22 protein-coding genes are annotated in these 21,873 nt (G+C 64.9%); 13 read left to right on the top strand and 9 right to left on the bottom strand.

Annotated elements, in window-relative coordinates; genetic code table 11:
- The first annotated feature begins 6 nt into the window (after positions 1–6).
- Together V1278_RS34955 and V1278_RS34950 are read left to right on the top strand one after the other, a co-directional pair.
- Complete coding sequence (locus V1278_RS34955; RefSeq protein WP_334383831.1) at positions 7–741, top strand: SDR family NAD(P)-dependent oxidoreductase; 735 nt, start codon at positions 7–9, stop codon at positions 739–741.
- A gap of 121 nt (positions 742–862) precedes the next feature.
- The gene (locus tag V1278_RS34950) at positions 863–1,636 is read left to right on the top strand and encodes a thioesterase family protein (RefSeq protein ID WP_334383830.1); all 774 of its coding nucleotides are present in this window, start codon (positions 863–865) and stop codon (positions 1,634–1,636) included.
- A gap of 56 nt (positions 1,637–1,692) precedes the next feature.
- On the opposite strand, the gene V1278_RS34945 is transcribed toward V1278_RS34950, so the two are convergent.
- The 3 genes from V1278_RS34945 to V1278_RS34935 are packed head-to-tail and all read right to left on the bottom strand — an operon-like array spanning position 1,693 to position 3,862.
- Positions 1,693–3,261, bottom strand: a complete 1,569-nt coding sequence (locus tag V1278_RS34945) for an ABC transporter substrate-binding protein (RefSeq protein WP_334383829.1) — start codon at positions 3,259–3,261, stop codon at positions 1,693–1,695.
- A 51-nt stretch (positions 3,262–3,312) separates the two neighbouring features.
- Positions 3,313–3,507 carry a hypothetical protein gene (locus V1278_RS34940; protein WP_334383828.1) on the bottom strand — a complete coding sequence of 65 codons (195 nt, stop codon included), beginning with the start codon at positions 3,505–3,507 and terminating at the stop codon, positions 3,313–3,315.
- A gap of 22 nt (positions 3,508–3,529) precedes the next feature.
- A complete protein-coding gene (locus V1278_RS34935) occupies positions 3,530–3,862 on the bottom strand; it encodes a hypothetical protein (RefSeq protein ID WP_334383827.1) in 333 nt (110 codons plus the stop codon).
- A gap of 594 nt (positions 3,863–4,456) precedes the next feature.
- Here V1278_RS34935 and minC point away from each other — a divergent pair.
- The 3 genes from minC to minE are packed head-to-tail and all read left to right on the top strand — an operon-like array spanning position 4,457 to position 6,280.
- Positions 4,457–5,155, top strand: a complete 699-nt coding sequence (gene minC, locus V1278_RS34930) for a septum site-determining protein MinC (protein WP_334366451.1) — start codon at positions 4,457–4,459, stop codon at positions 5,153–5,155.
- Between the two features lie 19 nt (positions 5,156–5,174).
- Entirely contained in the window at positions 5,175–5,990 is an 816-nt protein-coding gene (gene minD / locus V1278_RS34925) for a septum site-determining protein MinD (protein WP_171711705.1), read from the top strand.
- Complete coding sequence (gene minE, locus V1278_RS34920) at positions 5,987–6,280, top strand: cell division topological specificity factor MinE (RefSeq protein ID WP_156433752.1); 294 nt, start codon at positions 5,987–5,989, stop codon at positions 6,278–6,280. The genes minD and minE overlap by 4 nt, the downstream gene beginning before the upstream one ends.
- Positions 6,281–6,311: 31 nt before the next feature.
- Here the strand turns inward: minE and V1278_RS34915 are convergent, their stop codons facing one another.
- Positions 6,312–7,874, bottom strand: coding sequence for an AMP-binding protein (locus tag V1278_RS34915; protein ID WP_334383826.1), 1,563 nt, complete (start codon positions 7,872–7,874; stop codon positions 6,312–6,314).
- Between the two features lie 96 nt (positions 7,875–7,970).
- Between V1278_RS34915 and V1278_RS34910 the strand changes: the two genes are divergently transcribed.
- Both V1278_RS34910 and V1278_RS34905 read left to right on the top strand, forming a co-directional pair.
- A complete protein-coding gene (locus V1278_RS34910; protein ID WP_334383825.1) occupies positions 7,971–8,951 on the top strand; it encodes an NAD(P)H-dependent flavin oxidoreductase in 981 nt (326 codons plus the stop codon).
- Positions 8,952–9,169: 218 nt separating this feature from the next.
- Positions 9,170–11,509: a mechanosensitive ion channel domain-containing protein gene (locus V1278_RS34905; protein WP_334383824.1), complete on the top strand. Its 2,340-nt coding sequence runs from the start codon at positions 9,170–9,172 to the stop codon at positions 11,507–11,509.
- Between the two features lie 27 nt (positions 11,510–11,536).
- On the opposite strand, the gene pdxR is transcribed toward V1278_RS34905, so the two are convergent.
- Positions 11,537–12,979: a MocR-like pyridoxine biosynthesis transcription factor PdxR gene (pdxR, locus tag V1278_RS34900; protein WP_334383823.1), complete on the bottom strand. Its 1,443-nt coding sequence runs from the start codon at positions 12,977–12,979 to the stop codon at positions 11,537–11,539.
- Positions 12,980–13,074: 95 nt separating this feature from the next.
- Between pdxR and V1278_RS34895 the strand changes: the two genes are divergently transcribed.
- Complete coding sequence (locus V1278_RS34895) at positions 13,075–13,983, top strand: DMT family transporter (RefSeq protein ID WP_334383822.1); 909 nt, start codon at positions 13,075–13,077, stop codon at positions 13,981–13,983.
- Here the strand turns inward: V1278_RS34895 and V1278_RS34890 are convergent.
- The gene (locus tag V1278_RS34890; protein WP_334383821.1) at positions 13,980–14,630 is read right to left on the bottom strand and encodes a hypothetical protein; all 651 of its coding nucleotides are present in this window, start codon (positions 14,628–14,630) and stop codon (positions 13,980–13,982) included. The two genes, V1278_RS34895 and V1278_RS34890, sit on opposite strands and share 4 nt — an antisense overlap.
- Before the next feature lie 147 nt (positions 14,631–14,777).
- Between V1278_RS34890 and V1278_RS34885 the strand changes: the two genes are divergently transcribed.
- The 3 genes from V1278_RS34885 to V1278_RS34875 all read left to right on the top strand — a co-directional run bounded on the left by V1278_RS34885 (position 14,778) and on the right by V1278_RS34875 (position 16,675).
- On the top strand, positions 14,778–15,023 hold the full coding sequence (locus V1278_RS34885; protein ID WP_334366458.1) for a hypothetical protein: 246 nt from the start codon (positions 14,778–14,780) through the stop codon (positions 15,021–15,023).
- A gap of 130 nt (positions 15,024–15,153) precedes the next feature.
- Positions 15,154–15,861, top strand: a complete 708-nt coding sequence (locus tag V1278_RS34880) for a hypothetical protein (RefSeq protein ID WP_334383820.1) — start codon at positions 15,154–15,156, stop codon at positions 15,859–15,861.
- Positions 15,862–15,973: 112 nt separating this feature from the next.
- Positions 15,974–16,675, top strand: coding sequence for a hypothetical protein (locus V1278_RS34875; protein ID WP_334383819.1), 702 nt, complete (start codon positions 15,974–15,976; stop codon positions 16,673–16,675).
- Between the two features lie 231 nt (positions 16,676–16,906).
- Here the strand turns inward: V1278_RS34875 and V1278_RS34870 are convergent, their stop codons facing one another.
- Positions 16,907–17,146 (bottom strand): cysteine rich repeat-containing protein, encoded by a 240-nt coding sequence (locus V1278_RS34870; protein ID WP_334383818.1) that lies wholly within the window; start codon positions 17,144–17,146, stop codon positions 16,907–16,909.
- A 244-nt stretch (positions 17,147–17,390) separates the two neighbouring features.
- On the opposite strand from V1278_RS34870, the gene V1278_RS34865 reads away from it, so the two are divergent.
- Positions 17,391–17,681, top strand: coding sequence for a hypothetical protein (locus V1278_RS34865; RefSeq protein ID WP_334366462.1), 291 nt, complete (start codon positions 17,391–17,393; stop codon positions 17,679–17,681).
- Positions 17,682–17,774: 93 nt separating this feature from the next.
- Here V1278_RS34865 and V1278_RS34860 read toward each other — a convergent pair whose 3' ends face one another.
- Together V1278_RS34860 and V1278_RS34855 are read right to left on the bottom strand one after the other, a co-directional pair.
- On the bottom strand, positions 17,775–19,721 hold the full coding sequence (locus tag V1278_RS34860; RefSeq protein ID WP_334383817.1) for a sensor histidine kinase: 1,947 nt from the start codon (positions 19,719–19,721) through the stop codon (positions 17,775–17,777).
- Positions 19,718–20,395: a response regulator gene (locus V1278_RS34855; protein WP_213285676.1), complete on the bottom strand. Its 678-nt coding sequence runs from the start codon at positions 20,393–20,395 to the stop codon at positions 19,718–19,720. Before V1278_RS34855 ends, V1278_RS34860 begins: the two co-directional genes overlap by 4 nt.
- Before the next feature lie 226 nt (positions 20,396–20,621).
- On the opposite strand from V1278_RS34855, the gene V1278_RS34850 reads away from it, so the two are divergent.
- Entirely contained in the window at positions 20,622–21,824 is a 1,203-nt protein-coding gene (locus tag V1278_RS34850; protein ID WP_334369136.1) for a threonine ammonia-lyase, read from the top strand.
- Positions 21,825–21,873 lie beyond the last annotated feature (49 nt).

The following is a 21,873-nucleotide window of genomic DNA, read 5'->3' as shown; positions in this document are numbered from 1 at the left end:
TCGGTGATGGCCGGACAGGATCTGAGCGCCCATGTTGCGCTGGTAACGGGTGCGTCCCGCGGCATTGGCGCGGCGATTGCGCGGATGCTTGCGGAAGCTGGCGCCGCGGTTGCGGTCAATTACCGCGAGCGCGCCGCCGACGCCGACGCGGTTGTCGCTGACATCAAGGCTGCCGGCGGCCGCGCCATCGCGGTCGCCGCCGACGTCTCGCAGGCCGCATCCGTTGCCGGCCTGGTCGAACAGGTCGCCGCCGCACTCGGCCCGATCGACATTCTCGTCAACAATGCCGGCTTAGCTATCGTGCGTGGCGTCGACGATCTCACCGAGGACGATTTCGACCGGACCATTACCGTAAACCTGAAATCGGCGTTCCTGTGCACGCAGGCCGTGCTGCCGGCGATGCGGGCGCGCAAATGGGGCCGCATCGTCAACATCTCGTCGGGCGCGGCGCGCGGCGCCGGCGCGATCGGCGTGCACTACAATGCCTCCAAGGCCGGCATGGAAGGACTGACGCGCGGTTACGCGGCGCGCCTCGTCAAGGAAGGCATCACTGTCAACGCGGTGGCGCCGTCGCTGATCGAGACCGACATGATGGGCAGCCGGACGGATCTGGCGCGCAACATCCCGCTCGGCCGCATGGGCCAGGCCGAGGAAGTCGCGCAAGCCGTCGCGATGGTGCTCGGCAACAGCTACATGACCGGGCAGACCATCGTCCTCAATGGCGGCATGGCGTTCATTTGATGCGCCGCCTTGCTCGCCGTCTCCCGCGAATGGCGCGCGGTGCTCTGCCTGCCGCGGGCTCGACTCGCTCTGCCGAAGCAGGCAAGAAGCTCGTCCCTTGATCGACAGGACTTCTCATTCAATGGACGGCATTTTTCGCGTTCACGGCAACGACGTCGTCACCAGCCCCCTTGCGGCAGGCCCATGGGACCCGAGCATGCAGCACGGTTCGCCGCCGGCGGCGCTGGTGGTGTGGGCGGCGGAGCGGATTCCGACGCCGGTCCCGATGCGGGTTGCGCGCGTGACCGTGGACCTGATGCGTCCCGTGCCGGTGGCGCCGCTGACCATCGAGAGCGAAGTCTTGCGCGAGGGGCGCAAGATCCAGCTCTGCGCGGTCAGGCTACTGGCTAACGGCGTCGTCGTGGTCGGCGCGACCGTCCTGAAGATCAAGGTGCAGGCCCAGGAATTGCCGCTAGAGGCCGAGATCCTGCCGGTCGAGCTGCCGGGGCCGGATCGATCGCGCGTCGAGCCCGCGGATTTTTCCTCCAGCCCGTTCGTATCAGGCATGTCGCTGCGCGCCGCGCGCGGCCGCTTCGGCGAGCCCGGTCCCGGTGCGATCTGGTACCGCGTCGACCGGCCGATCGTGGAAGGCGCAGCCGTTTCGCAGGCAATGCGGGCGATGGCCGCGGCGGATTTCTGCAACGGCACCTCGGCCGTGCTGGATTTCCGCGCGTGGACCTTTCTCAATGCCGACCTGACCGTGAATTTTGCGCGTGAGCCGGTCGGCGACTGGATCCTGCTCGATGCCGAGTCCTGGATCGGTCCCGATGGCGCGGGGCTGGCAATGGCGCGGCTCGCCGACGAGCGCGGTTATTTCGGCCGCGCCATCCAGAGCCTTGTCATCGAGAAGCGCTGACTGCGCGGGGTCGGTACGTAAAGGGACCACAATCACCGAGATTGCGGCCCCTTCAATCATTCGAGATCGATCGGCTGGTAACGCCCGCTCTCGTCGAGTGCCGTGCCCCACACCTTGTTCGAGGCTTGGTGCTCGGAGCGGCCGAAGCTGAGCTGGGTCCCGAGACCGAGGTCGAGATTGCGCATCGTCTCCAAGGTGTCGATCAACTTCTCGGTATCGAGCTGCGGGCCGGTCCGCTTGATGCCCGCGATCAGCACGTTGGCGGCGACATAGCCCTCGAACGAAACGTAGTCGGGCGCTTCGCCTGGGAAATACTTGGCGAGCGCATTCTTGTATTCGAGCACGGCGGACGAATAGCCCGACACCGCCGGCACCACCTGCGTCACGATCACGCCGTTGGTGTAGCGCGGTCCCAAGAGTTTCAGTTCTTCGGCAAGCGCGGTGGAGCCGACGAACGAGACGTTGGAGTAGATCATCCCGGGATAGAGGTCGCGCGTCTTCTCGATGAACCGCGCCGCGGCCCGGTAGGTGGCGACCATGACGACGGCCTTGATCGGCGGTTTCGTGAGCTTCAACTGGTTGATCGCGTCGTCGACGTCGACGGTGTTTCGCGCATAATTGAGCCGGAGGATGGCGCCGTCGTTCACGCCCATGGAGCGAAACGCCTTGGCGACCCCGGCAAATCCGGCGTCGCCGTACGAATCCTGCTGCGCAAACACGGCGATCTGCCGGGGTTGCAGCCGGCGTATCTTGACGAGGTAGCGGACGACTGCGTCGGTTTCCTGAACATAGCTGGCGCGGTAGTTGAACACGTAGCGATCCGGCGGATCGTTGCGCAGGATGTTGGCGCCGGTGAAGGCTCCGAAGAACAGCATCCGGCGTTCGAGCGCATAGGGGATCGCCACCGCCGCGGTTGGCGTGCCGACATTGCCGACGATGCCGAACACCTGGTCCTTTTCATAGAGCTGCTTCATCGCTTCCGCGGTGCGTGAAGGCTCGTAGCCGTCGTCGGCGGCGTGCAGTTTGAGCATCCGCCCGTCGACGCCGCCGGCATCGTTGATCCGGTTGAAGGCGGTCTCGATTCCGAGCTTCATCTGGCGTCCCAGCTCACGCGCGGAGCCGGAGAAGGGCGCGGCGATGCCGAAGCGGATTTCCTTTTCGCCGATGCCGCGTGGCAGCGGCCCGGTCGGGACTGGGGCCGTCGGCGCGGTCGCCGCGTTCGCGGCCGTTGCCGCAGCAGCAGGGGACGGACCGATGACGCTGGAAAGACTAGGGCCCGAGATCGAGCGTTCGAGATCGGCAAGTTGACGATCGGCCCGGATGCAATCGATTTTGCCCGAGCTAACGGCGGCGCGGCCGTCGGCCACGCTGCGATCGAATGTCAGGGTGAGATCAGAACGCTCGGCCTCGTTCGACGAGGCTTCCCGGATCACCTGTGAAAACTTGTCGACGATGGTCTGGATGCGGGGACGCGCAATGTCGCGGCAGGCCTGGGCCGAGCCGATCACGGGGCCGACGCGGCCGGCAAGGTCGCGCACGATCGCAATGTCGCCGGCAGCCTGGGCGCTGCCTGCGATTCCGAAGAGCACGGCCCCAACCAGCAAGGCGATGCGGTGCGAGGTCATGGCAAACTCCTTGAGAGTCGGTTCTCAGGCATTGTCATTCTTCCATCTGGATCATGGGTTGGCGCGTTGCGGCGACGCCGGATCCGGCTTCTCGCGCCACTGCATGAATTGCTTGAGCAACTGCGACTGCTCGGGCGCAGGCGAGGCGCTCGGTGGCGTGGAGGCGAGAACGGCCTGGAATTCGCTGATTGCAGGCTTTGGCGAAGCCTCTCCGGATTGGAACAGGGCAGCCTTGATCGACTGCACGATTCCGGAGGACGCCGACGGCTCACCGTCGCTCTGCCGCGACCCCGGGCACGACGACGACGAAGAACAGCGCCACGAGAGCGGAGGCGCCGATGGCGGCACCAAAGCGCGCTGCGACGCTCCATAACGCCTTCTTCGATTCCAGTTGGGGTTCGCGCATGATCTCGGGATCGAGGGGATGGCGCAGCGCATCGGATACGGCGCTCTCGAGCTGGGAGTCGAACGACGCCGGAGAGAACGGTGTCGTTGCGGGGCTGGCGTCGCGCATGGAAGCCGACCGCTCACGTAGCGAGCGCGGCGCGTAGTACAGGGGATCGCGGGGATTGATGTGGTCCTGCTCACTCACACTACTCATACGCTTACTCCTCATGTCGCTTGGCGGATTGACCGGCGGACTGCTCGGCGGCGGAACGGCAGGTGACGTACCGATCAGGAGTTCCAGGTCGCGGAAGAGGCGCGCGGGATCGTCGACGTCCGCTTTCTGTCCGCTGTCGAGCTTGCTCGGAAGATTTGAATCAAGGTGTGAGGCGCCGTCCCTGCGTCCGGCGACACCTGCCTGCGAGATCGAATCTCGCGACCACACAACGCTCACGGCTTCCACTGCCTCGTCCCCTGCCGGCAAATGTTCCGTCTGTCCGACGGATTGAGCTGCCAGACCGCAGAGATCCGCCAGCACACATAAGTTTGTTGGAGCCGAGCGAGGACTAATTTAGGTCGGAAACGTGACGAAAGTAAGTTGAGCTCGCGTTAACTACAACTCACGTGACCTCTGTTTTCAAAGGGTTTGGCATGCGTTCCGCACGATAAGCAGCATGAATCGGCCACAAATACGCCGGATTCGCCGCTCGTTGCGCTGTTTTCTGCGCGTAGCGCGGGTTTTCACATTAATTACTCGTTAACCAAGTTCGTCGATTGTTAACCATTCAATAAGAAAGGCGAGTCGAACATCATGGACGTCCGAGCGGATCCCACGCGTCAACTGGTCCGGCTGCGCGGCCGGTCCTATGTCGCGTTCGTATTCAGCCCTGTCGTGCCGATCGTGGAATGGCTCGCCGAGATCGACGCCACGCTGGCGCGCTCGCCCGGATACTTCGTCGGCAAGCCGATCGTGCTCGATCTCTCAGCCGTCGACCTCTCAAGCTCCGCCATCGCCCATCTCGTCGGCAGTCTCAACGAGCGCAACATCCGCGTCCTCGGCATCGAGGGTGTGGAGGAAGATCGTCTCGCGGCGAACATGCCGCCCTTGCTGACCGGCGGCCGTGCCTGCGTGATCACGCGAAACGAGCCGACGCAGAAGTCGGAGCCCGAGCCGAAGAAGCCGACCTCGCTGCTGCTGGAGAACCCGGTACGTTCGGGCCAGTCCATCGTCTTCATGGAAGGCGATGTCACGGTTTTGGGCTCGGTCGGGTCGGGCGCGGAGATCGTCGCCGGCGGATCGATTCACATCTACGGCACGCTGCGCGGCCGTGCGATGGCTGGCGTCAACGGCAATTCGGCCGCACGGATCTATTGCCAGAGAATCGAGGCCGAGCTGCTGGCGATCGATGGCTACTACCAGACCGCAGAAGAAATCGACGTCGCGCTCCGCAACCGCCCGGCGCAAGCCTGGCTGGAGGGCGACACCATGAAAATTACCCCGCTGAATTAACCGGCTAAGGAGATCAAGTATGGCCAAGGTCCTGGTCGTTACCTCGGGCAAGGGAGGCGTTGGAAAAACCACCTCGACGGCCGCGCTCGGTGCGGCGCTTGCGCAAGGCGGGCAAAGCGTCGTGGTGGTCGATTTCGATGTCGGCCTGCGCAACCTCGATCTGGTGATGGGCGCCGAACGCCGCGTGGTGTTCGACCTCATCAACGTGGTGCAGGGTGTCGCCAAGCTGCCGCAGGCCCTGATCCGCGACAAGCGGCTGGAAAATCTCTGGCTGCTGCCGGCCTCACAGACCCGCGACAAGGATGCGCTGACCGACGAGGGCGTCGGCCGCGTTATCGCCGAGCTCAGGAGCCGGTTCGACTGGATTCTGTGCGACAGCCCGGCCGGCATCGAGCGCGGCGCGACGCTCGCCATGCGCTACGCCGACGAAGCCGTCATCGTCACCAATCCCGAAGTGTCCTCGGTGCGCGACTCCGACCGCATCATCGGCATGCTCGATTCGAAGACGGTGAGGGCGGAGCGCGGCGAGCGGGTGGAAAAGCATGTGCTGATCACCCGCTACGATCCGGCGCGTGCGGCGCGCGGCGAGATGCTCAACATCGACGACATCCTGGAAATCCTCGCGACGCCTCTGCTCGGCATCATTCCCGAGAGCCAGGATGTCCTGAAGGCGTCGAACGTCGGCACGCCGGTGACGCTCAACAATGCCGAGAGCGCGCCGGCCCGCGCCTATATCGATGCCGCACGCCGCCTGATGGGCGAGGAAGTCGCCATGACCGTGCCGGCCGAGCGCAAGGGCTTCATGAACCGCTTGCTGGGACGGAGAGCTGCATGAGCATGAATCTGCTGCGGCTGTTTAGCGGCCGCAATGCATCCGCCCCCGTTGCGCGGGAGCGGCTGCAGATCTTGCTAGCGCATGAGCGCGGGCTACTCGGTCAGTCCGACTTGCTGGCCACGCTGCGGGAGGAAATCCTCGCGGTGGTGTCGAAGCACGTGGTGCTCGATCCCGACAAGGTGATGGTTAAGCTGGAGCGCGGCAAGACGGTGTCGACACTCGAAGTCGATATCGAAGTGCCCAATAATTTCGACAAGAAGGCTCCTACCGAAAAGCGCATGGCCGGCTGAAAGGCGCGCTGCCGACCGAGCTAATTAATCGCTACCCCACCATCCGCTCGCGGCCGGTCCAGAAGCCTGCCTTCAGCACCTTCTTGTCGACCTTGCCGACGCCGGTCATCGGCAACTCGCTAACGAACTTGATATGCTTGGGCGCGTGCGCCGAGCCTTTCTTCGCCTTCACGAGGTTGATCAGCTCGTCCGGATTCGGTCGCGCGCCTTCGCGGGCGACGATCACGGCGGTGACGGCCTCGCCCCATTTGTCGTCGGGCACGCCGACCACGGCGACCATGGCGACGTCGGCATGTTGCGACAAGACATCCTCGACCTCGCGCGGAAAGATGTTGAAGCCGCCGGAGACGATCATGTCCTTCTTGCGGTCGAGGATGAACATGTAGCCGCGTTCGTCCGATCGCGCGATGTCGCCGGTGTGCAGCCAGCCGTTCTTCAGCGTCTCCGCAGTCGCGTCGGGCCGTTTCCAGTATTCGGCCATCACATGCGTGCCGCGCACGCAGATCTCGCCGGCCTCGCCGGTTGCGACTTCCTGGTCGTCATTGTCGAGGATCTTCACTTGGCAAGCGGCAATCGGGAATCCGCAGGACAGGAACAGCTCCGGCGTCCTGGGATCGTGGTCGGCCTTGCGCAGCACGGATACCGGATAACATTCGGTCTGGCCGTAGAGCTGCGAGAACACCGGCCCGATTCGCTCGATGCCCTCGACCAGCCGGCTCGGCGACATCGCAGATGCGCCGTACAGCAAGAGTTCGAGCGAGGAGAGGTCGGTCTTGTCGAGGGAGGGATGATCCAGCATGACGTAGATCATCGTCGGCACGAACAGGGTGAAATTGATCTTCTCGCGCTCGATGGTCTTGAACACGGCTTCGGGATCAAAGCCTTTCAGCATATGCACGGTGCCGCCGCGCATCAGCGTCGGCAGCACTTTTGTCCCCGCGACATGGCTGATCGGCGCAACCGTCAGGTAGCGCGGGGTATCAGGAATTTCAAAGTCAGCGAGGATCGCGCTGGCAAACCCGCCATATTCGCGGTGATAGCGGAGCGCGCCCTTGGATTTGCCCGTGGTGCCGCCGGTGTAATTGAGCGTGGCGATGTCGTCGGGTCCGGCAAAGCTGCGCGCCGTGGCGCTGCCGGCGGCTTCAATCGCCTGCAGGAGATCGTCGCCGTAACTGGCGGGACCGAGCGTGAGCACAGTCTTCAGACCGGTCGCTTTGGCCGCGAGTTCGCCGCCGCGGTCGCGGAAGGTAACCGCGTCGACCACCAGCATCTGCGCCTCGGAATCCTCGAGCTGAAACAGTTGGTCGTCCAGCGAACCCAGTGGATGCAGCCAGGTAATCGCCAACCGCGAGAGCTGCGCGGCGACACCGGCGCACCAGGTGTCGGCGCGGTTGGCGGTGAGAAACGCGACGCGGCTGCCGGGTTGGAAGCCGAACTGCATGAAGACGCTCTGCATGCGCCCGATCATGTCGGTCGCGCCGCGATAGGTGAGCGATCCGCCCGGCCAGGCGAACGCCGTGCGCTCCGGGTAGCGCGCCAGCGCCAGCAACGTCTGCTCGCATGCCGCCGGAAACGCGTAGAGCGGATTGCCCATCTTCTTCCTCCCGCTGTTTTGTAATTGGCCTTCGTCCGTGCCAATGTCGGGTAACGCTAGCACAACAAGAAGCCTGCTCAAGCCGGGAAGAACGCCTTGCCACCTGTCGACTTGCTCTCGCGCTTTCGCGACCGCCTCAGCCTGCCGCTGATTGCGGCGCCGATGTTTCTCGTCTCCGGCGTCGAGTTGGTGGTAGCCGCCTGCCGCAACGGCGTGATCGGTTCGTTTCCGACCGTAAATTGCCGCAGCCCCGAACAACTCGATCAATGGCTGACGGACATCGATGACCGGCTGAAGGAGCACTCGGATGCAAGCGGCAAGCCCGCAGCGCCTGTATGCGCCAATCTGATCGTGCATCGCTCCAATGCGCGGCTGGAGCAGGATCTGCAGGTGCTGCTGCATCATCGGCCGGAAATGGTTATCACCTCCGTCGGCTCGCCGGCGCCGGTATTGAAGCCGTTGCGCGATGCCGGCGCGCTGGTGTTTGCCGACGTCGCATCCATCCGCCATGCCGAGCGCGCGGCGGCTGCCGGTGCCGATGGGCTGGTGCTGCTAACGGCAGGCGCGGGCGGTCAGACCGGCTGGCTCAATCCCTTCGTGTTCGTGCGCGCGGTGCGCGCCTTCTTCGACGGACCCCTGGTGCTGGCGGGCGGCATCGCGGATGGTCACGCCCTGCGCGCGGCCGAGGCGCTCGGCTGCAATCTCGCCTATATGGGCACCAAATTCATCGCCACGCGGGAGAGCATGGCGGACGCGCGCTACAAGGAGATGCTGGTCGCCAGCAGCGCCGACGACATCCTGCTGACCAAGGCATTCACGGGCCTCCAGACCAACATGCTGCGCCCCTCGATCGAGGCCGCCGGTCTCGATCCGGACGATCTTCCCGAGCGGGGCGCGATCGATATCGCCAAGGATATCGACATCGGCGCGCGCGAGAACCGCCCGAAACGCTGGAAGGATATTTGGAGTGCGGGACATGCCGTTTCGGGCGTGACGGAGGTTCTTTCGGTCGACGAGATGGTTGCGCGCACAGCGGCGGAATATCGGGACGCTGCCACGCGCCTGCGACTTAGCTAGGCTAGAGCACAAAGGGTTCCCGGCGATCCAGCCACTGCATTTTTGTGATGCAGCAATGCCAGGCGCGCCCAACGGCAAATGCCAAGAGAAAGCCGCCGCGCTGGCAAACTTCCGACACAGGATGACGGCGAAAACAGGCAATCCGACATGACGCACGCGCGAAGGCGAGACCGATTCCAGGTTTCGCCGCCGGGCGCATTTTATTCAGCGAGGCCTTCGTGTCGCACAAGCTCTTCCCCGCGATCCTGCTCATCTGCGCGCTGTTTAACTTCCCGGTTTTCGCGCAGCCCGGTGCTGCGCCTGCCGCCCCTACCGATAAAGCTGACGTCCTGACGCCCGATCAGGCGAAGCGGGCGCTCGAGACGCTTTCCGATGACAAGAAGCGCGCGCAAGTCATCGAGACGCTACGTGCGATCGCCAGTGCCTCGCCGCCACCGCAAGGCGCGGCTCCCGCGCCCGAACAGCAATCCGCGATGCCGCTCACCGCCGACAGCCTCGGCGCACAGCTCCTGCTGACGGTATCCGAGCGGGTCGGCGAGATCTCGCGCGAGGTCGCCGATGTGGCGCGGATGCTGACGGACTTTCGGGCGTTCTATTACTGGTTCGTGCGGACCGCCAACGATCCGTCCGCCTATCACCAGTTGTTCGACATCGCGTGGAAACTGGCGCTGGTGTTTCTTTGCGCCCTCGCTGCCGAGTGGCTGGTTTTCCGCCTGATCAAGCGCCCGGTGGCGCTGTTGGAGGCGCGCCTGCCGCAAGCGGCGCGCGCGCCGGTGGCGACTTTGGCGGTGGCCGATCCGCCATCCTCCGTGGCTGACGTCACGGCCGCGCCCGAGCTGCATCGGCGCCGCCTCAGTCTGGCGCGCACCTGGCAGTCGTTGGTCAGGTTGCCCTTCGTGCTGGGACGGCTCGCGCTCGAATTGCTCCCGGTGCTTGTCTTTATTGGTACCGCCACGACGTTGCTGGGAACCGGGATCGGCGATCTCGCAACCGCCCGGCTCGTGATCCTCGCGGTCGTGAACGCCTATGCGCTGACTCGCGGGCTGATCTGCGTGGTACGGGCTCTGGCCGGACCTTTCGGCCTGTTTCGCGTTCGCGCCGAGACCGCAGCCTATATCGAGATATGGGCGCGGCGCATCGTCACCGTCGGTGTCTCGGGCATTGCCTTCGCCAATGTGGCGTTGCTGCTGGGCTTGCATCGCGGTGGCTACATGGCGTTGCTGCGCCTGGTGATGCTGGTCGTCCATCTCTTCATCGTCGTCATTATCCTGCAGTGCCGCCGCCAGGTTGCGGATGCTATTCGCGCGCCGGCCGGCCGCGACGGCACAGCCGCCAGGGTGCGCAACCGCGTCGCCGGCCTGTGGCACTATCTTGCGATCGCGCTCGACCTCGCCTTATGGGCAGTGTGGGCGCTCAACATCCGCAACGGCTACGCGCTGCTCCTGCAATATTTCGTCGGCACCGTCGCGGTTGCGCTGATCGTGCGTCTTTCCACCATGCTGGTGCTGAGCTTGATCGATCGTGGCTTCCGCATCAGCCCAGAACTCCTGCGCCGCTTTCCGGGCTTGGAGAACCGCGCCAACCGCTATCTGCCGCTGTTGCGCAACGTCATCTCGGCCGCGATCGCCTTCATCGGCCTTGTCGCGCTGCTGGAAGTCTGGGGCATCGACGCCATCGTCTGGTTCTACGGCGGCCAGATCGGCAGCCGGCTCGTGTCGGCGGTGGTTACCGTCGGCATTGCAGCACTGGCTGCTGCGGCGATCTGGGAAATCAGCAATGCGTTGCTGGACCGCAAGGTTACCGCACTGTCGCGCGACGGTCACTACGCCCGCGCGGCGCGGCTGCGCACGTTTCAGCCGATGCTGCGAACGGCACTGTTGTGCCTTATCGTCGTCGTCGTTGGCCTCACGGCGCTCAGCGAGATCGGCGTCAATGTCGCGCCGCTGCTCGCCGGCGCCGGTATCGTCGGTATCGCCATCGGCTTCGGCTCGCAGAAACTGGTGCAGGACCTCATTACCGGGCTGTTTCTCCTGATCGAGAACACGGTGCAAGTCGGCGACACCGTCACGCTGTCTGGCCTGTCAGGGGTCGTGGAGAATGTCTCGATCCGCACCCTTCGCCTGCGCGCCGGCGACGGCTCCGTGCACATCGTGCCGTTCAGTGCGGTGACGACGATCACCAATTCAAGCCGCGGCGCCGGCAACGCCGCCGTGAGCGTCAACGTGGCCTACAAGGAAGACACCGACCGCGCCGGCCAGATCCTGAAGGACATCGTCGCCGAAATGCGGCGCGAGCCCGAATTCCAGCACCTGATCCGCGGCGATCTCGAACTGTGGGGGGTCGACAAGGTAGACGGCTCGATGGCTTCGATCGTCGGCCAGATCCGCTGCAGCGATGCCGGCCGCTGGCCGGTGCAGCGGGAATTCAACCGCCGCATGAAGCGGCGATTCCAGGAGTGCGGCGTGGAAATCGCGCCCGCCAGCCAAACCATTCTGATGCAGGTTCCGGCGCCCGCCGGTGCCGCCGCGAATGCGAAGCCCAGGCGGGCGGCGGGCTAGTTCGTCACGCAACGCTATCCGCGTGCCTCAACGCAGGATTCGACCAAGGATGCGCGCCGCCTGATCGATCTCTTTTTCATTCCATGCCGCAAAGCCGAGAAACAGGCCCTGCTCATTGGTCTTGTGATACAGCATGCTCGATAACGGCCGGCTGGCGACGCCGGCGTCGAGCAGGCGCGCCGACAATCGCCGGTCGTTTGCCGGTCCGCTGCACCTTGCCAGCAGTTGCATGCCGCCGGCCGGAGCTTCGATCGCGAGACGGTCGCCGGCTTCAGTGGCAAGCGCCTGCAGCATGCGGTCGCGCCGGCCCTTGTAGAGGCGCGTCATCCTTCTGATGTGGCCGAGATAGGCGCCGGATGCGATGAACTCGGCCAGCGCGTCCTGCATGGTGATCGACGTCAGCATTCCCATGTGGCGCTGCGCCAGTTCGAATTGATCAATCAGGGCTTCCGGGACGACGAGGTAACCGAAGCGAATGTCCGCATACGTCGCTTTCGAAAAGGTGCCGAGATAGAACACGCGCGGCGACGTTGCGAGCCCCTGCAGGGCGGCCACCGGGCGGGCCTCGTAGTGAAATTCGCCGTCGTAGTCGTCCTCGATGATGCAGGCGCCCGTGGTTTCGGCGAAACGCAGCAGTTCGAGACGGCGGCCGATCGGCATCAGCCGCCCGGTCGGATATTGATGCGACGGCGTGACGAAGATCAGCCGCGGCGCCTCCTTGCGGGATGAGACGGCCATGCCTTGCGCGTCGAGCGGTATGGCGGAAACGATGGCGCCGGTGGCATGCAATGCGACGTTGGCGCCGCCATAGCCCGGGCTTTCGATCCAGGCGTGATCGCCGCGCTCGAGCAGCGCATCTGCGACCAGCGTCAGGCCGGATTGCGCCGTCGGCACGATTAATATCTGGTCGGCCTTGGCTTTGATTCCGCGATGAACCACGAGATGCCCGAGCAGCGCTTCCTGTAGCGGTCGATGGTTGATGGGCCGGTCACGGCGTAGCGGTGCGTTTCGCGCCGCGCGCCGCAGGTAGCGGCTCCACACATCGTGCGGAAACTCGCGCTCGTCCGCCAGCCCGGGCTGAAACGGCCGCGGCCGTCCCTCATGAACAGGCGGCCAGTCCGCCCGCTGCAGGCCGCGCGCCCAGGACGACAGGCCTATCCGCTCGCTTCCGGCCCGGCTGCTTCGCGGCGACATTTTGCGACGATCGAGCGATAGGCCTTCGGCGACCACCGGACGGCGTCCGGCGGAGAGCGAGAGATAGCCTTCCGCGGCCAATTGCTCGATCGCAAACGAGACGGTGTTGCGTGAGAGGGCGAGCGATTCCGCCAGTTGCCGGCTCGAGGGCAGGCGCTGGCGGGGCGCGAGGCGTCCTTCCGTGATGAGGTGCCGCAACTGGTCGGTGAGCTGGCGCGTCAAGGTCGCGCCGCTGTCGCGCGCCAGATGCAGCATTCCGGGAATCAGGTCGTCCACAACTGGCTCCAGTAAATCGTAAAAACTGGTTCTTTCGTTAGAGCCAGTTAAAGGGCTAGGCAATGCCGAGCGGCTCGTGACGGGGCGTGTTCGAGATGGCCAGTGGACTTTCAACCCGCAGCGCGGCGGCGCTGCTTGCCGGTGTCGTGTTCGCGTGGGGGACCAACTGGCCGGTGACGAAGATGATCGTGCACGACGTGTCCCCGCTATGGGCGACGGCGCTGCGCTGCATGATCGCCGCCGCGACGCTGGCGCCGATGTTGTGGGCGCAGGGGACGTTCATCGTGCCGAAGCGCGGCGACCTGCCGGTCGTGTTCTGCACCTCGATCCTGCACCTGGTGGCGTTTTCCGCGCTGGTGGCGGCCGGGCTGCAATTCGTGCCGGCCGGCAGGGCGATCGTGCTTGGCTATACGACGCCGCTATGGGTCGCGATCGGAGCAGCCATGTTTCTGTCGGAGCATATCACGCGCCGGCGCGCGATCGGTATCGGCTGCGGCCTGGCCGGCCTCGCGGTCATCTTCAATCCGCAGACGCTGAACTGGGCTGACCGCAACGCGCTGTTCGGCAGCGGCCTGATTCTGATTGCCGCGTTCTGCTGGGCCGGCAACATCGTCTATGTCAGGGCCCACAAATGGATCTCGACACCCTTTCAACTCGTGTTCTGGCAGGTGCTGCTGGCGGCGGCGCTGCTGTCGCTCATCGCGTGGCTCGTGGAAGGCCCGCCGCACATCGCGTGGACATGGCGTCTTTCCGCGTTGATGCTCCATAGCGGAATTGTCTGCACGGCATTCGCCAACTGGGCGATGACCATGGTGAACCGCAGCCTGCCGGCGGTCACCACATCGCTGTGTCTGCTGGCGACGCCGCTGCTCGGCATCGTCAGCGCGACCGTGATGCTAAACGAGCCGCTGGAGCCGTCGCTGTTTCTTGCGATGGTGCTGATCATCGGCGGCATCGCGCTTGGCACCATCGCCGGCGGGTCACTCCGGGCGAATGCGACCTAATTCGCCACGAAATACCAATTCTCGTCGTAGCGCTCGAGCCGGCTCGGCGGCTTGTCGGCGAATTCGAAGAAGTTTTTGGGATCGCCGCCCGGCGGCACGTGCAGGAAGCCGGTGAAATGGTGCTTCAGGCCGCGTGAGGTCAAAAACAGCACATAGGTGCCTTCTTCCGTCTCGTCGACGACGATGTCGTTGCCGACGGAAACATTTGGCTCGCGGTCGCCGAGCGCCACTAGGTTCTTGTTGTAGGAGACGTTGGGGTTCAACTCGCCGGCTTCGACCCGCGCCACGATCCGTTCGCGGTCGGCCCGGTGCCAGCGGAAATTCTGCTGGAGGGCGACCTGGTGCAGCGGGGCGTAGGCGAGAATGGCAAGCGTGAGCGCGGAGATCAGGAAGGGAAGGGCGAACTTCGCGCCACCGGTTCGGATCCTGGGGAGCAGCGAAGCCGACCACACGAGGCAGCCGAAGAACACCAGCGCGACCAGCGGCACGACGGCCAGCAGGACGAAGCCGGAGGGCCAGTCCGCCATCGACAGTTCGAACGTCGCGATCGACAGCGTGAAGGCTGAAATCGCGATCGCCGCCACCAGCGCGGCGCGAACCGATGGCCCGGTAGCGACCGACGTCATCTGGGATATCGCTTCAGCCATGCCGGGCTGTTCCGCTCCGCCGTTTACTCGGCTCCCGGCGGTTGCCATTCCGAAGGCTTAACGCGCCGTTAACCATATCGGCCCCAACAATAGCCCCAGACGATGGTCCGCCGCCACGGTCGGACGGCAAATCGAAAGGGGTATGGAATGGATTTCGATCGGTATTTCGCCAAAACCCCGGCAACGCTCGAGGAGATCCGGCGCCGGGTGATGTTTGCGCTCGATCGGCATCCGCTGTGCCGCGGTATCGAATTCGACGTCGTCAGCATGCCGCGCAACCGCAAGAGCAACTGGACCGTCACCCTGCAACAGGTCGCCCCCGACGCCCTGTGGGAAGCTTCCGATATCGTTGCCGATATCCAGGAGGCCTATGAACTGGCCGCAGCGGCCTGATTCCGGGGCTTTTTTGGGACTTTTTCCCCATCTTTTCGACCGCGTCAGCGCGGCGATTGGCATCGTATAGCCTCAATTATCATCCAGTTTTCGGCAAAAGGGCCAAACGTCGGCGGGAATGGAGACCTTTTTGACCAAGACTATGACGATTGTCGCGCTGATCTGTTTTCTCGTGGCCGGCGCCGCCGTCACCGCCATTGTCGGCCGCGACAGCCTACCTGCCGCCCGGTTCGAACTGGCGTCGGCTTCCTCCGTCCAGGCGCCGGTCTCGAACAAGGAAGGCAAAAAGGATCGCCTGGCGGTCCTGAGCTACGCCACCGCCGCGGTTGAGCCCCAGCCCAGGGATCCCGCGCTGAACGAATCGCTGCGCCGGGCCTATGCCTCGACTTCGCCTGTCGATATGGCCATGCCGAAGGAAATCGCGGCGCCCGCCGCCCCGCCCACGACGTTCACCGCTGAGCCGAGCACGGCACCGGTGCCGGCGCCTGCGCCCGTCAAGCCCAAGGCCGCAGCAAAGCCCCAGCCGCAGAAGAGCTACACACTGTTGAGCGATGGCCAGATCGCCGGCATCAAGGACCGCCTGAAACTGACGGCGTCGCAGGAGTACTACTGGCCGCCGGTGGAGACTGCGCTGCGTGCCGTCGCCCGCAAGATTCATGCGGGCCGCCAGGCCAACCCGAATGCGACGGGCGTGCCGATCGATCCAGAGTCCGCGGAAGTCCAGCAATTGAAATCGGCGGCGATGCCGCTGCTGTTCCAGTTGCGTGAGGACCAGAAGAGCGAAGTGCGCTCGCTTGCCCGCATCATCGGGCTGGAAAAAGTCGCCGCGATGATCTGAGCGGCGATCTGCGCCGCTGGTTCCGACCCTTACACAGAACTCCTACACATAACGCCGCACCGGAACATCACCCTACCCCACGCGTTGCCCGCGTGGATGAGGGAGTTTGCCGATGCGCACATCAACCGCCTTTTTTGCGGGGGCAGGAACCGTGATTGTCGCGGTCGCCGCCGGTGTTGGCGGTGGATATCTGGCTGCCAACATCGTCAGTCCGCCGACACATGTGATCTCGAAACTGGAACGCCGGATGTCAGCGGAGCCGATATCCGTCTCGACGGAGCCATCGGAGCCGGTGCCCCATGTCGCGGCGACGGCGGCCGCGGCCAATACCGCGCCCGCCCAGGAGCAGCCGCAAACGCAGCCCCAACAGACGCAGCCACAGCCGCCAACGCAACCACAGCCGCAAACGGCGGCGGCAGCGCCGGCTGCTAATAATGCTTCCGCCGAAGAGAAGACGGCCAATAGCGCAGCGGCCACTCAACCTGCACCGCCACCGCCGAAACCCTCGAAGCCCGCCGAACAGGCCAGCGAAAAGACCGCTGCGGAGAAGGCTGCTACGCCCCAGGAGGCGTTTGCCAAGGCGCGTGATGCCGATCTCAAACGGGCTGCCGCCGAACAGCGGCGCGTCGAGCGGCGCCAGCGCTGGGCCGACAAGCGCCGCTTCCAGCAGCCCCGCGAGCAGGACCTCGAGGCGGTCGAGACGCAGGTCCGGGAAGCAACCGAGCCGCGGCGCATCATCATCCGCGAAGAAGCGTTCGCTGGCGAGCCCGCACGAATCGAAATGCCCCGGATCAGGTTGTTCGATCAGGATTGATCGATCCGGAAGAGTCGCGGCACATCCTTCTTGAATCGCTGTCGTGTCCCGGACGCGGTGCAGCGCGTAGCGCTGCACCGCAGAGCCGGGACCCAATGCCGCGACATATGACCCCGGATCAGCAGCGCACCACGCCGCTAGCGGCGCGCTGCGCAGCATCCGGGGAACGCTGGACCGATCGCGCCGCTTCAATGAAATGAAACATTACGTCTCAGCTAGCCGCCGCACGTCTTAGCCGCCGCGCGATTCTACCACCTTGCGGCAGCCATCCGACAGCTTCGTCTTGTTCGCTTTCAGGCAGGCATTCATCTGCGGCGGCTTGCCGATATGCTCGGCGCAGAATTTTCCGGCATCCGAACGGCAGGCCATCTGCTCCTGGGGAGTGGGGCCGGATTGGGCCTGAGCCAGCGAGCCTGCGCCGAGCGACAGGATCAGGGCTGCGGTCGCGGCCACGGCATGAATGGATTTCATCATGGATCACCTTTTGACGAGAATGGGAGATTGAAAGCGCGCGAAAACTCGTCGAGGTTGCGCCCGCGGTCCATGCCATGTTCATGGCGTCGGCAGCGGGCCGCAAAATCACCCCGCGCGCGCCCACACCATTTTCATGGGATGTTGCCGGGCATCTCGATGGACCATGTACATCTCGCGTCGGCTGCGGTGACCGATCGGTACATCGCAAAGAGCTGCACGCCCAATTCGGGAGAGATGACACATGTTGAAGAAGACAGGTTGGCTGAGCGCAGGTCTGACGCTCGCGGCGTTTTCGGCCGTGGCTTCCTTTGCAGTCGGCGGCGTAGGCTCTGCCCAAGCGGCAGTGGTTTATTGCAAGACGGTTGGCGTGCCGAAGGGCTGCGTCGCGCGCCCGACGCCGGTCGCGGCGGCTGCGGTCGTGACGCCGGTCGTGGGCGTCGGCGCTGTCGGCGTCGGAGCTCGGGGCGTCGGCGTTCGGGCCGGTACGCCGATGAACCGCGGTGGTCCGGTCAACCGCGTCGGCCGCCGCTGAGGCAAAGCGTTTCAAGCGAAGCATGCCCTCGGACTTGATCCGGGATGGACACCGGTTCGCGTAAAGAAAAGGCGTAAGCTAAAAGTGTGCATGCTAACCGGCAGCGCCGTCGCTGTCGGGGAAGCGGTGGGGCAAGGTCAGCCTCACGCGCGTACCCTTGTGAGTCCCTTGGGCGCTGGAGCTCAGTTCCAGCTCGGCGCCGCAGCGCGCGGCGCGGCTTCGCATGTTGCGCAGGCCGCGCGTCGTTTTCGCAGCTCCTGCGGCTCCGCCGTCAGGCGCGATCTCAAACCCCCTGCCGTCATCCTCGACGGTGATGCAGCCGCGCTCGAGGCCGTCGGCGCCCGCCAGCGTCTCGATCCTCACCGTAATGCGCCCCGCCTCGGCGTGCTTGACCGCATTGGTCACCGCTTCGTCCAGCAGTCGCACGATCTGGATGACGTGCCATGGCCGCAGTTCGGGATGAACCGGCAGGCCCTGCGCCGTAACCGCGCGCCAGTCCAGCGCGATGTCATGCGGACGAAGCTGCGCCATGGCGCGTTCGCGCCATGAGCCGAGCGCCAGCATCAGATCGCCGCCGATGTCGTCCATGGAGTCGATGACGAGGCGCAAATCCTTCAGCGCGGCGCGCGCCGCATCACCGATCCCCGCGCTGCCATTGCCGCGTTCGCTGAGCGCCACGATGCTGACGAGCTGGCCGCCGAGCCCGTCATGCAGGTCGCGCATCAGGCGCGTGCGTTCCCGCGCCAGCGCCGCGGCGCGGGCGCGCTCCTCCTCGCGGGCGAAACTGGCCTTCAGCTTCTCCTCCGCCTCGCGCACCTGGGTGACGAGACGGCCGGCAAAGCCGTCGACCTGGTTCAGCGCCCGGGCGAACCGCCAGGTGAGCCCCGCGCCGATCGCGACCAGCATCGCCGAATAGGACAGCCGCGCGGTGAAGATGCGGTTGGGCATCATCTGAAATACCGAGAGCAGGTCGACGATCCAGCAGGTCAGCATGATCGTAACCGCGCATCCGAGCAGGAAGCTCGCGACGTTCTGCCGCTGCAGCGCCGATCGCGCGGTAACGACGGCCATGATGAGAAGGGAGATGCCGACCATCGGTACGGCGAGAATCAGGAAGAGGGCGCGCACCAGCGCCTGATTTCCGAACAGGCCGGCCAGCGCCAATGCGATGCCCGGAATGAAGATGACCCAGGCGTAGCGCTGCCACTTCCAGCCCGAGAGCAGCAGCGCAAAGACCAGCACCAGTGCGCTTTCGATCGGCGCGGAGGAAATCAGGATCACATTGAACCTGGAAAACGGCGTCTCGCCCATCGGTGTTTGCAGGAACGCCTGGCCGACACCCACGGCCATCGCCGCCGCCAGAACGCCGTAGGCCGGCTCGTGGCGACGCATCACCCACATGATGCCGAGGATCACCGCCAGAATTGCCTGCCAGGATGAGAACACCACCGGCAACGTCACGAACACCAGCGTTCTGAGATTGTAGGTCGGGCGCAACTCTTCGTCCGGGCCGACCCAGATGCGATCGAGGAAGCCTGTGATCGGGCCCCAGACGAACAGCCGGATTGAGATGGCGTTGTCGCCATCGCGCAGCACGGAAGCGGGGATCACCGCAATCGCCGGCGTGTTGCGGTCCGGGCGGTTGGCGGCAGGATCGCGCCGGCTGTCGAGGATCACGACATCGTTGACGGTGACCTCGACGCCGTTGGTGAAGCGCGGCAGGAACACCGACCAGGCCCGCGAGGCCTCGCCGGCCGAGCGGACGAAGTGTCCCCTGAAGCGGGGCGGATCGTTCATCGCATTCCGCAACGATGAGAAGTACGGCAGCGTCACCGCCCGCTCGGCGCCGGCTTCGGTGAGCTGAAAGGCCGTCACCTGATACTGCGCGGGAGGTCCGGGCAGCGATTGCAGAAGCACCGCGACGCCGACGACGGCGATCACCGCCTGCAGCAGCAGATACTGGATGAGACGGGACGACCGCAGCCGACGCCGCGCGCGGCCGGGCAGCTCCGGTTGCACGTCGTCGCCGTGATCGTTCACAACTTGATCAAGCCCTGCTGGACCGCTTCGAACACCGCCTCGCCCCGGGTATGAACTTCGAGCTTGCGATAGATGCTCTTGATATGCCCGGGCACGGTTTGGCGCGACAGGCCGAGATGGCTGGCGATCTCGGCATAGCTAAAGCCCTTGGCGATGCCCCAGAGAATGTCGATTTCGCGCGGCGTCAGTTTGGTGGTGTTGAGTACTGGGCCGGGCGGCGGCTCCGGCGTGCTCTGGGTCCGGCGCACGATGAAACGCGCGATCGAGGCCGAGATCGGCGAATGGCCGGCGACGAGGTCGCGCACGGTGGCGGCGATGTCGGTCGGGAAGGCGTCCTTGAGCAGATAGCCTGTCGCGCCGACGGTGATCGCCGAAATCACGCTTTCCTCGTCGCCGAGGATCGAGATCACCATGATCTCGGTATCGGGAAAGCGCCGACGGGTCTCTCGGATCAGGTCGACGCCATGGCCATCCGGCAACTGAAGATCGGTCAGCAGCACCTTTGGTGCGCCTTGCGCGAGACAGGCGCGGGCTTCCGCGAGCGTGCCCGCGGCCCTGACCTGGTATCCGGCTTTGGCCAACGCGTCCTGTAGCCGCCAAAGCGTCGGCGCGTCGTCCTCGACCAGCACGACCGTGATGGCTTCCGCCTTGGGCCCATCGCTCAATGAATTCATCTGAAAACTCCGGCTGCCTGTCCCTGCAGCCCGCGCAAGTGTAACCCCGTGACAGTTTTTTGCGACACCCATGTTCATGGGGCGGGATTTTTACGAGATTCGAGGGAGGCGAAAGGAGCGGAAAAAGCCTATACGATTGCCTCTCAACGAGGCCACCGAAATGCCGAATCCTCCTAAAAATGTACCGCCGACGAAAGTCGCCTCCGAACCCGGTCGCCTTGCGGTCATGCCCGAGGACATCACGGCCGCGGGCGCGTCCATTGCCGGGTCGGTCCTCGTTACCGAATGCGATCAAAGCCGGACGCTGAGCGAAATCTGCGGCTGCAACCTCTGGCTCAAATTCGAGAACCTGCAGTTCACTTCGACCTTCAAGGAGCGCGGCGCGCTCAACCGGCTGCTGGCGCTGTCGCCGGAGGAGCGGCGGCGCGGCGTGATCGCGATGTCGGCCGGCAACCACGCGCAGGGCGTGGCCTATCACGCAAATAGGCTTGGCATACCCGCAGCCATCGTGATGCCGGTCGGCACCCCGATGGTGAAGATCGAGAATACGCGGCGTCACGGCGCGAATACGATCATCTCCGGCAAGACGCTGGAGGAGGCAGGCGAATTCGCGCGCACGCATGGCGAGGCGCACGGCATGATCATGATCCATCCTTACGACGATCCCTTGATCATCGCGGGGCAGGGCACCATCGCGGTCGAAATGCTGCGGGCGGCGCCGCAGCTCGATACGCTGGTGGTGCCGATCGGCGGCGGCGGGCTGATCTCCGGCATGGCGGTTGCGGCCAAATCGCTGAAGCCGGATCTGCAGATCGTCGGCGTGCAGGCGCAGCTCTATCCCTCGATGTACAATGCCATCAAGGGCGATCGTCTGCCGATGCGCGGCGATACGCTTGCCGAAGGCATTGCGGTGAAGGTGCCAGGCCGGATCACCACCGAGATCATCCGCCATCTCGTCGACGACATCGTGCTCGTAACCGAGGACCAGATCGAGCGGGCGGTGGCGATGCTGATCGCGATCGAAAAGACCGTGGTCGAGGGCGCCGGCGCTGCGGGCCTCGCCGCGGTGCTGGCCGCGCCGGAGCGCTTTGCCGGCCGCAACGTCGGCCTTGTGCTAACCGGCGGCAACATCGATACCCGGCTGATCGCCTCCGTGCTGACCCGCGAACTCGCGCGAGAGGGGCGGCTGACCCAGATCGCAATCGACATCGTCGACCGGCCCGGCCAACTCGCCGCCGTCTCGGCGCTGCTCGCCGAAGCCGGCGCCAACATCATCGAAGTCTCGCACCAGCGAACGTTCTCCGATCTCCCCGCCAAGGGCACGCTGCTCGAAGTCGTCATCGAAACGCGGGATCGCGTGCATCTGGACGAGGTGATGAAGCGGCTTGGGGAGGCGGGGTTTGTCGCGTGGCTGCCGGGGCGAAGGTAAGCATGGCGTTTTCGAGCAAAGCATGTCGCCCGAGAGGAGCCACAAGCAG

This window comes from Bradyrhizobium sp. AZCC 1577, from assembly GCF_036924575.1.
GTDB lineage: Bacteria > Pseudomonadota > Alphaproteobacteria > Rhizobiales > Xanthobacteraceae > Bradyrhizobium.
The sequence above is the reverse complement of the archived record's forward strand: the minus strand, read 5'-3'. Positions and strand labels throughout refer to the sequence as shown.

Excerpts from the sequence above, each read along its gene's own strand:
- V1278_RS34955 (WP_334383831.1), top strand. The coding sequence starts at position 7 with ATGGCCGGACAGGATCTGAGCGCCCATGTTGCGCTGGTAACGGGTGCG.
- V1278_RS34950 (WP_334383830.1), top strand. The coding sequence starts at position 863 with ATGGACGGCATTTTTCGCGTTCACGGCAACGACGTCGTCACCAGCCCC.
- V1278_RS34945 (WP_334383829.1), bottom strand. The coding sequence starts at position 3,261 with ATGACCTCGCACCGCATCGCCTTGCTGGTTGGGGCCGTGCTCTTCGGA.
- V1278_RS34935 (WP_334383827.1), bottom strand. The coding sequence starts at position 3,862 with ATGAGTAGTGTGAGTGAGCAGGACCACATCAATCCCCGCGATCCCCTG.
- minC (WP_334366451.1), top strand. The coding sequence starts at position 4,457 with ATGGACGTCCGAGCGGATCCCACGCGTCAACTGGTCCGGCTGCGCGGC.
- minD (WP_171711705.1), top strand. The coding sequence starts at position 5,175 with ATGGCCAAGGTCCTGGTCGTTACCTCGGGCAAGGGAGGCGTTGGAAAA.
- minE (WP_156433752.1), top strand. The coding sequence starts at position 5,987 with ATGAGCATGAATCTGCTGCGGCTGTTTAGCGGCCGCAATGCATCCGCC.
- V1278_RS34915 (WP_334383826.1), bottom strand. The coding sequence starts at position 7,874 with ATGGGCAATCCGCTCTACGCGTTTCCGGCGGCATGCGAGCAGACGTTG.
- V1278_RS34895 (WP_334383822.1), top strand. The coding sequence starts at position 13,075 with ATGGCCAGTGGACTTTCAACCCGCAGCGCGGCGGCGCTGCTTGCCGGT.
- V1278_RS34890 (WP_334383821.1), bottom strand. The coding sequence starts at position 14,630 with ATGGCTGAAGCGATATCCCAGATGACGTCGGTCGCTACCGGGCCATCG.
- V1278_RS34885 (WP_334366458.1), top strand. The coding sequence starts at position 14,778 with ATGGATTTCGATCGGTATTTCGCCAAAACCCCGGCAACGCTCGAGGAG.
- V1278_RS34875 (WP_334383819.1), top strand. The coding sequence starts at position 15,974 with ATGCGCACATCAACCGCCTTTTTTGCGGGGGCAGGAACCGTGATTGTC.
- V1278_RS34870 (WP_334383818.1), bottom strand. The coding sequence starts at position 17,146 with ATGAAATCCATTCATGCCGTGGCCGCGACCGCAGCCCTGATCCTGTCG.
- V1278_RS34865 (WP_334366462.1), top strand. The coding sequence starts at position 17,391 with ATGTTGAAGAAGACAGGTTGGCTGAGCGCAGGTCTGACGCTCGCGGCG.
- V1278_RS34855 (WP_213285676.1), bottom strand. The coding sequence starts at position 20,395 with ATGAATTCATTGAGCGATGGGCCCAAGGCGGAAGCCATCACGGTCGTG.
- V1278_RS34850 (WP_334369136.1), top strand. The coding sequence starts at position 20,622 with ATGCCCGAGGACATCACGGCCGCGGGCGCGTCCATTGCCGGGTCGGTC.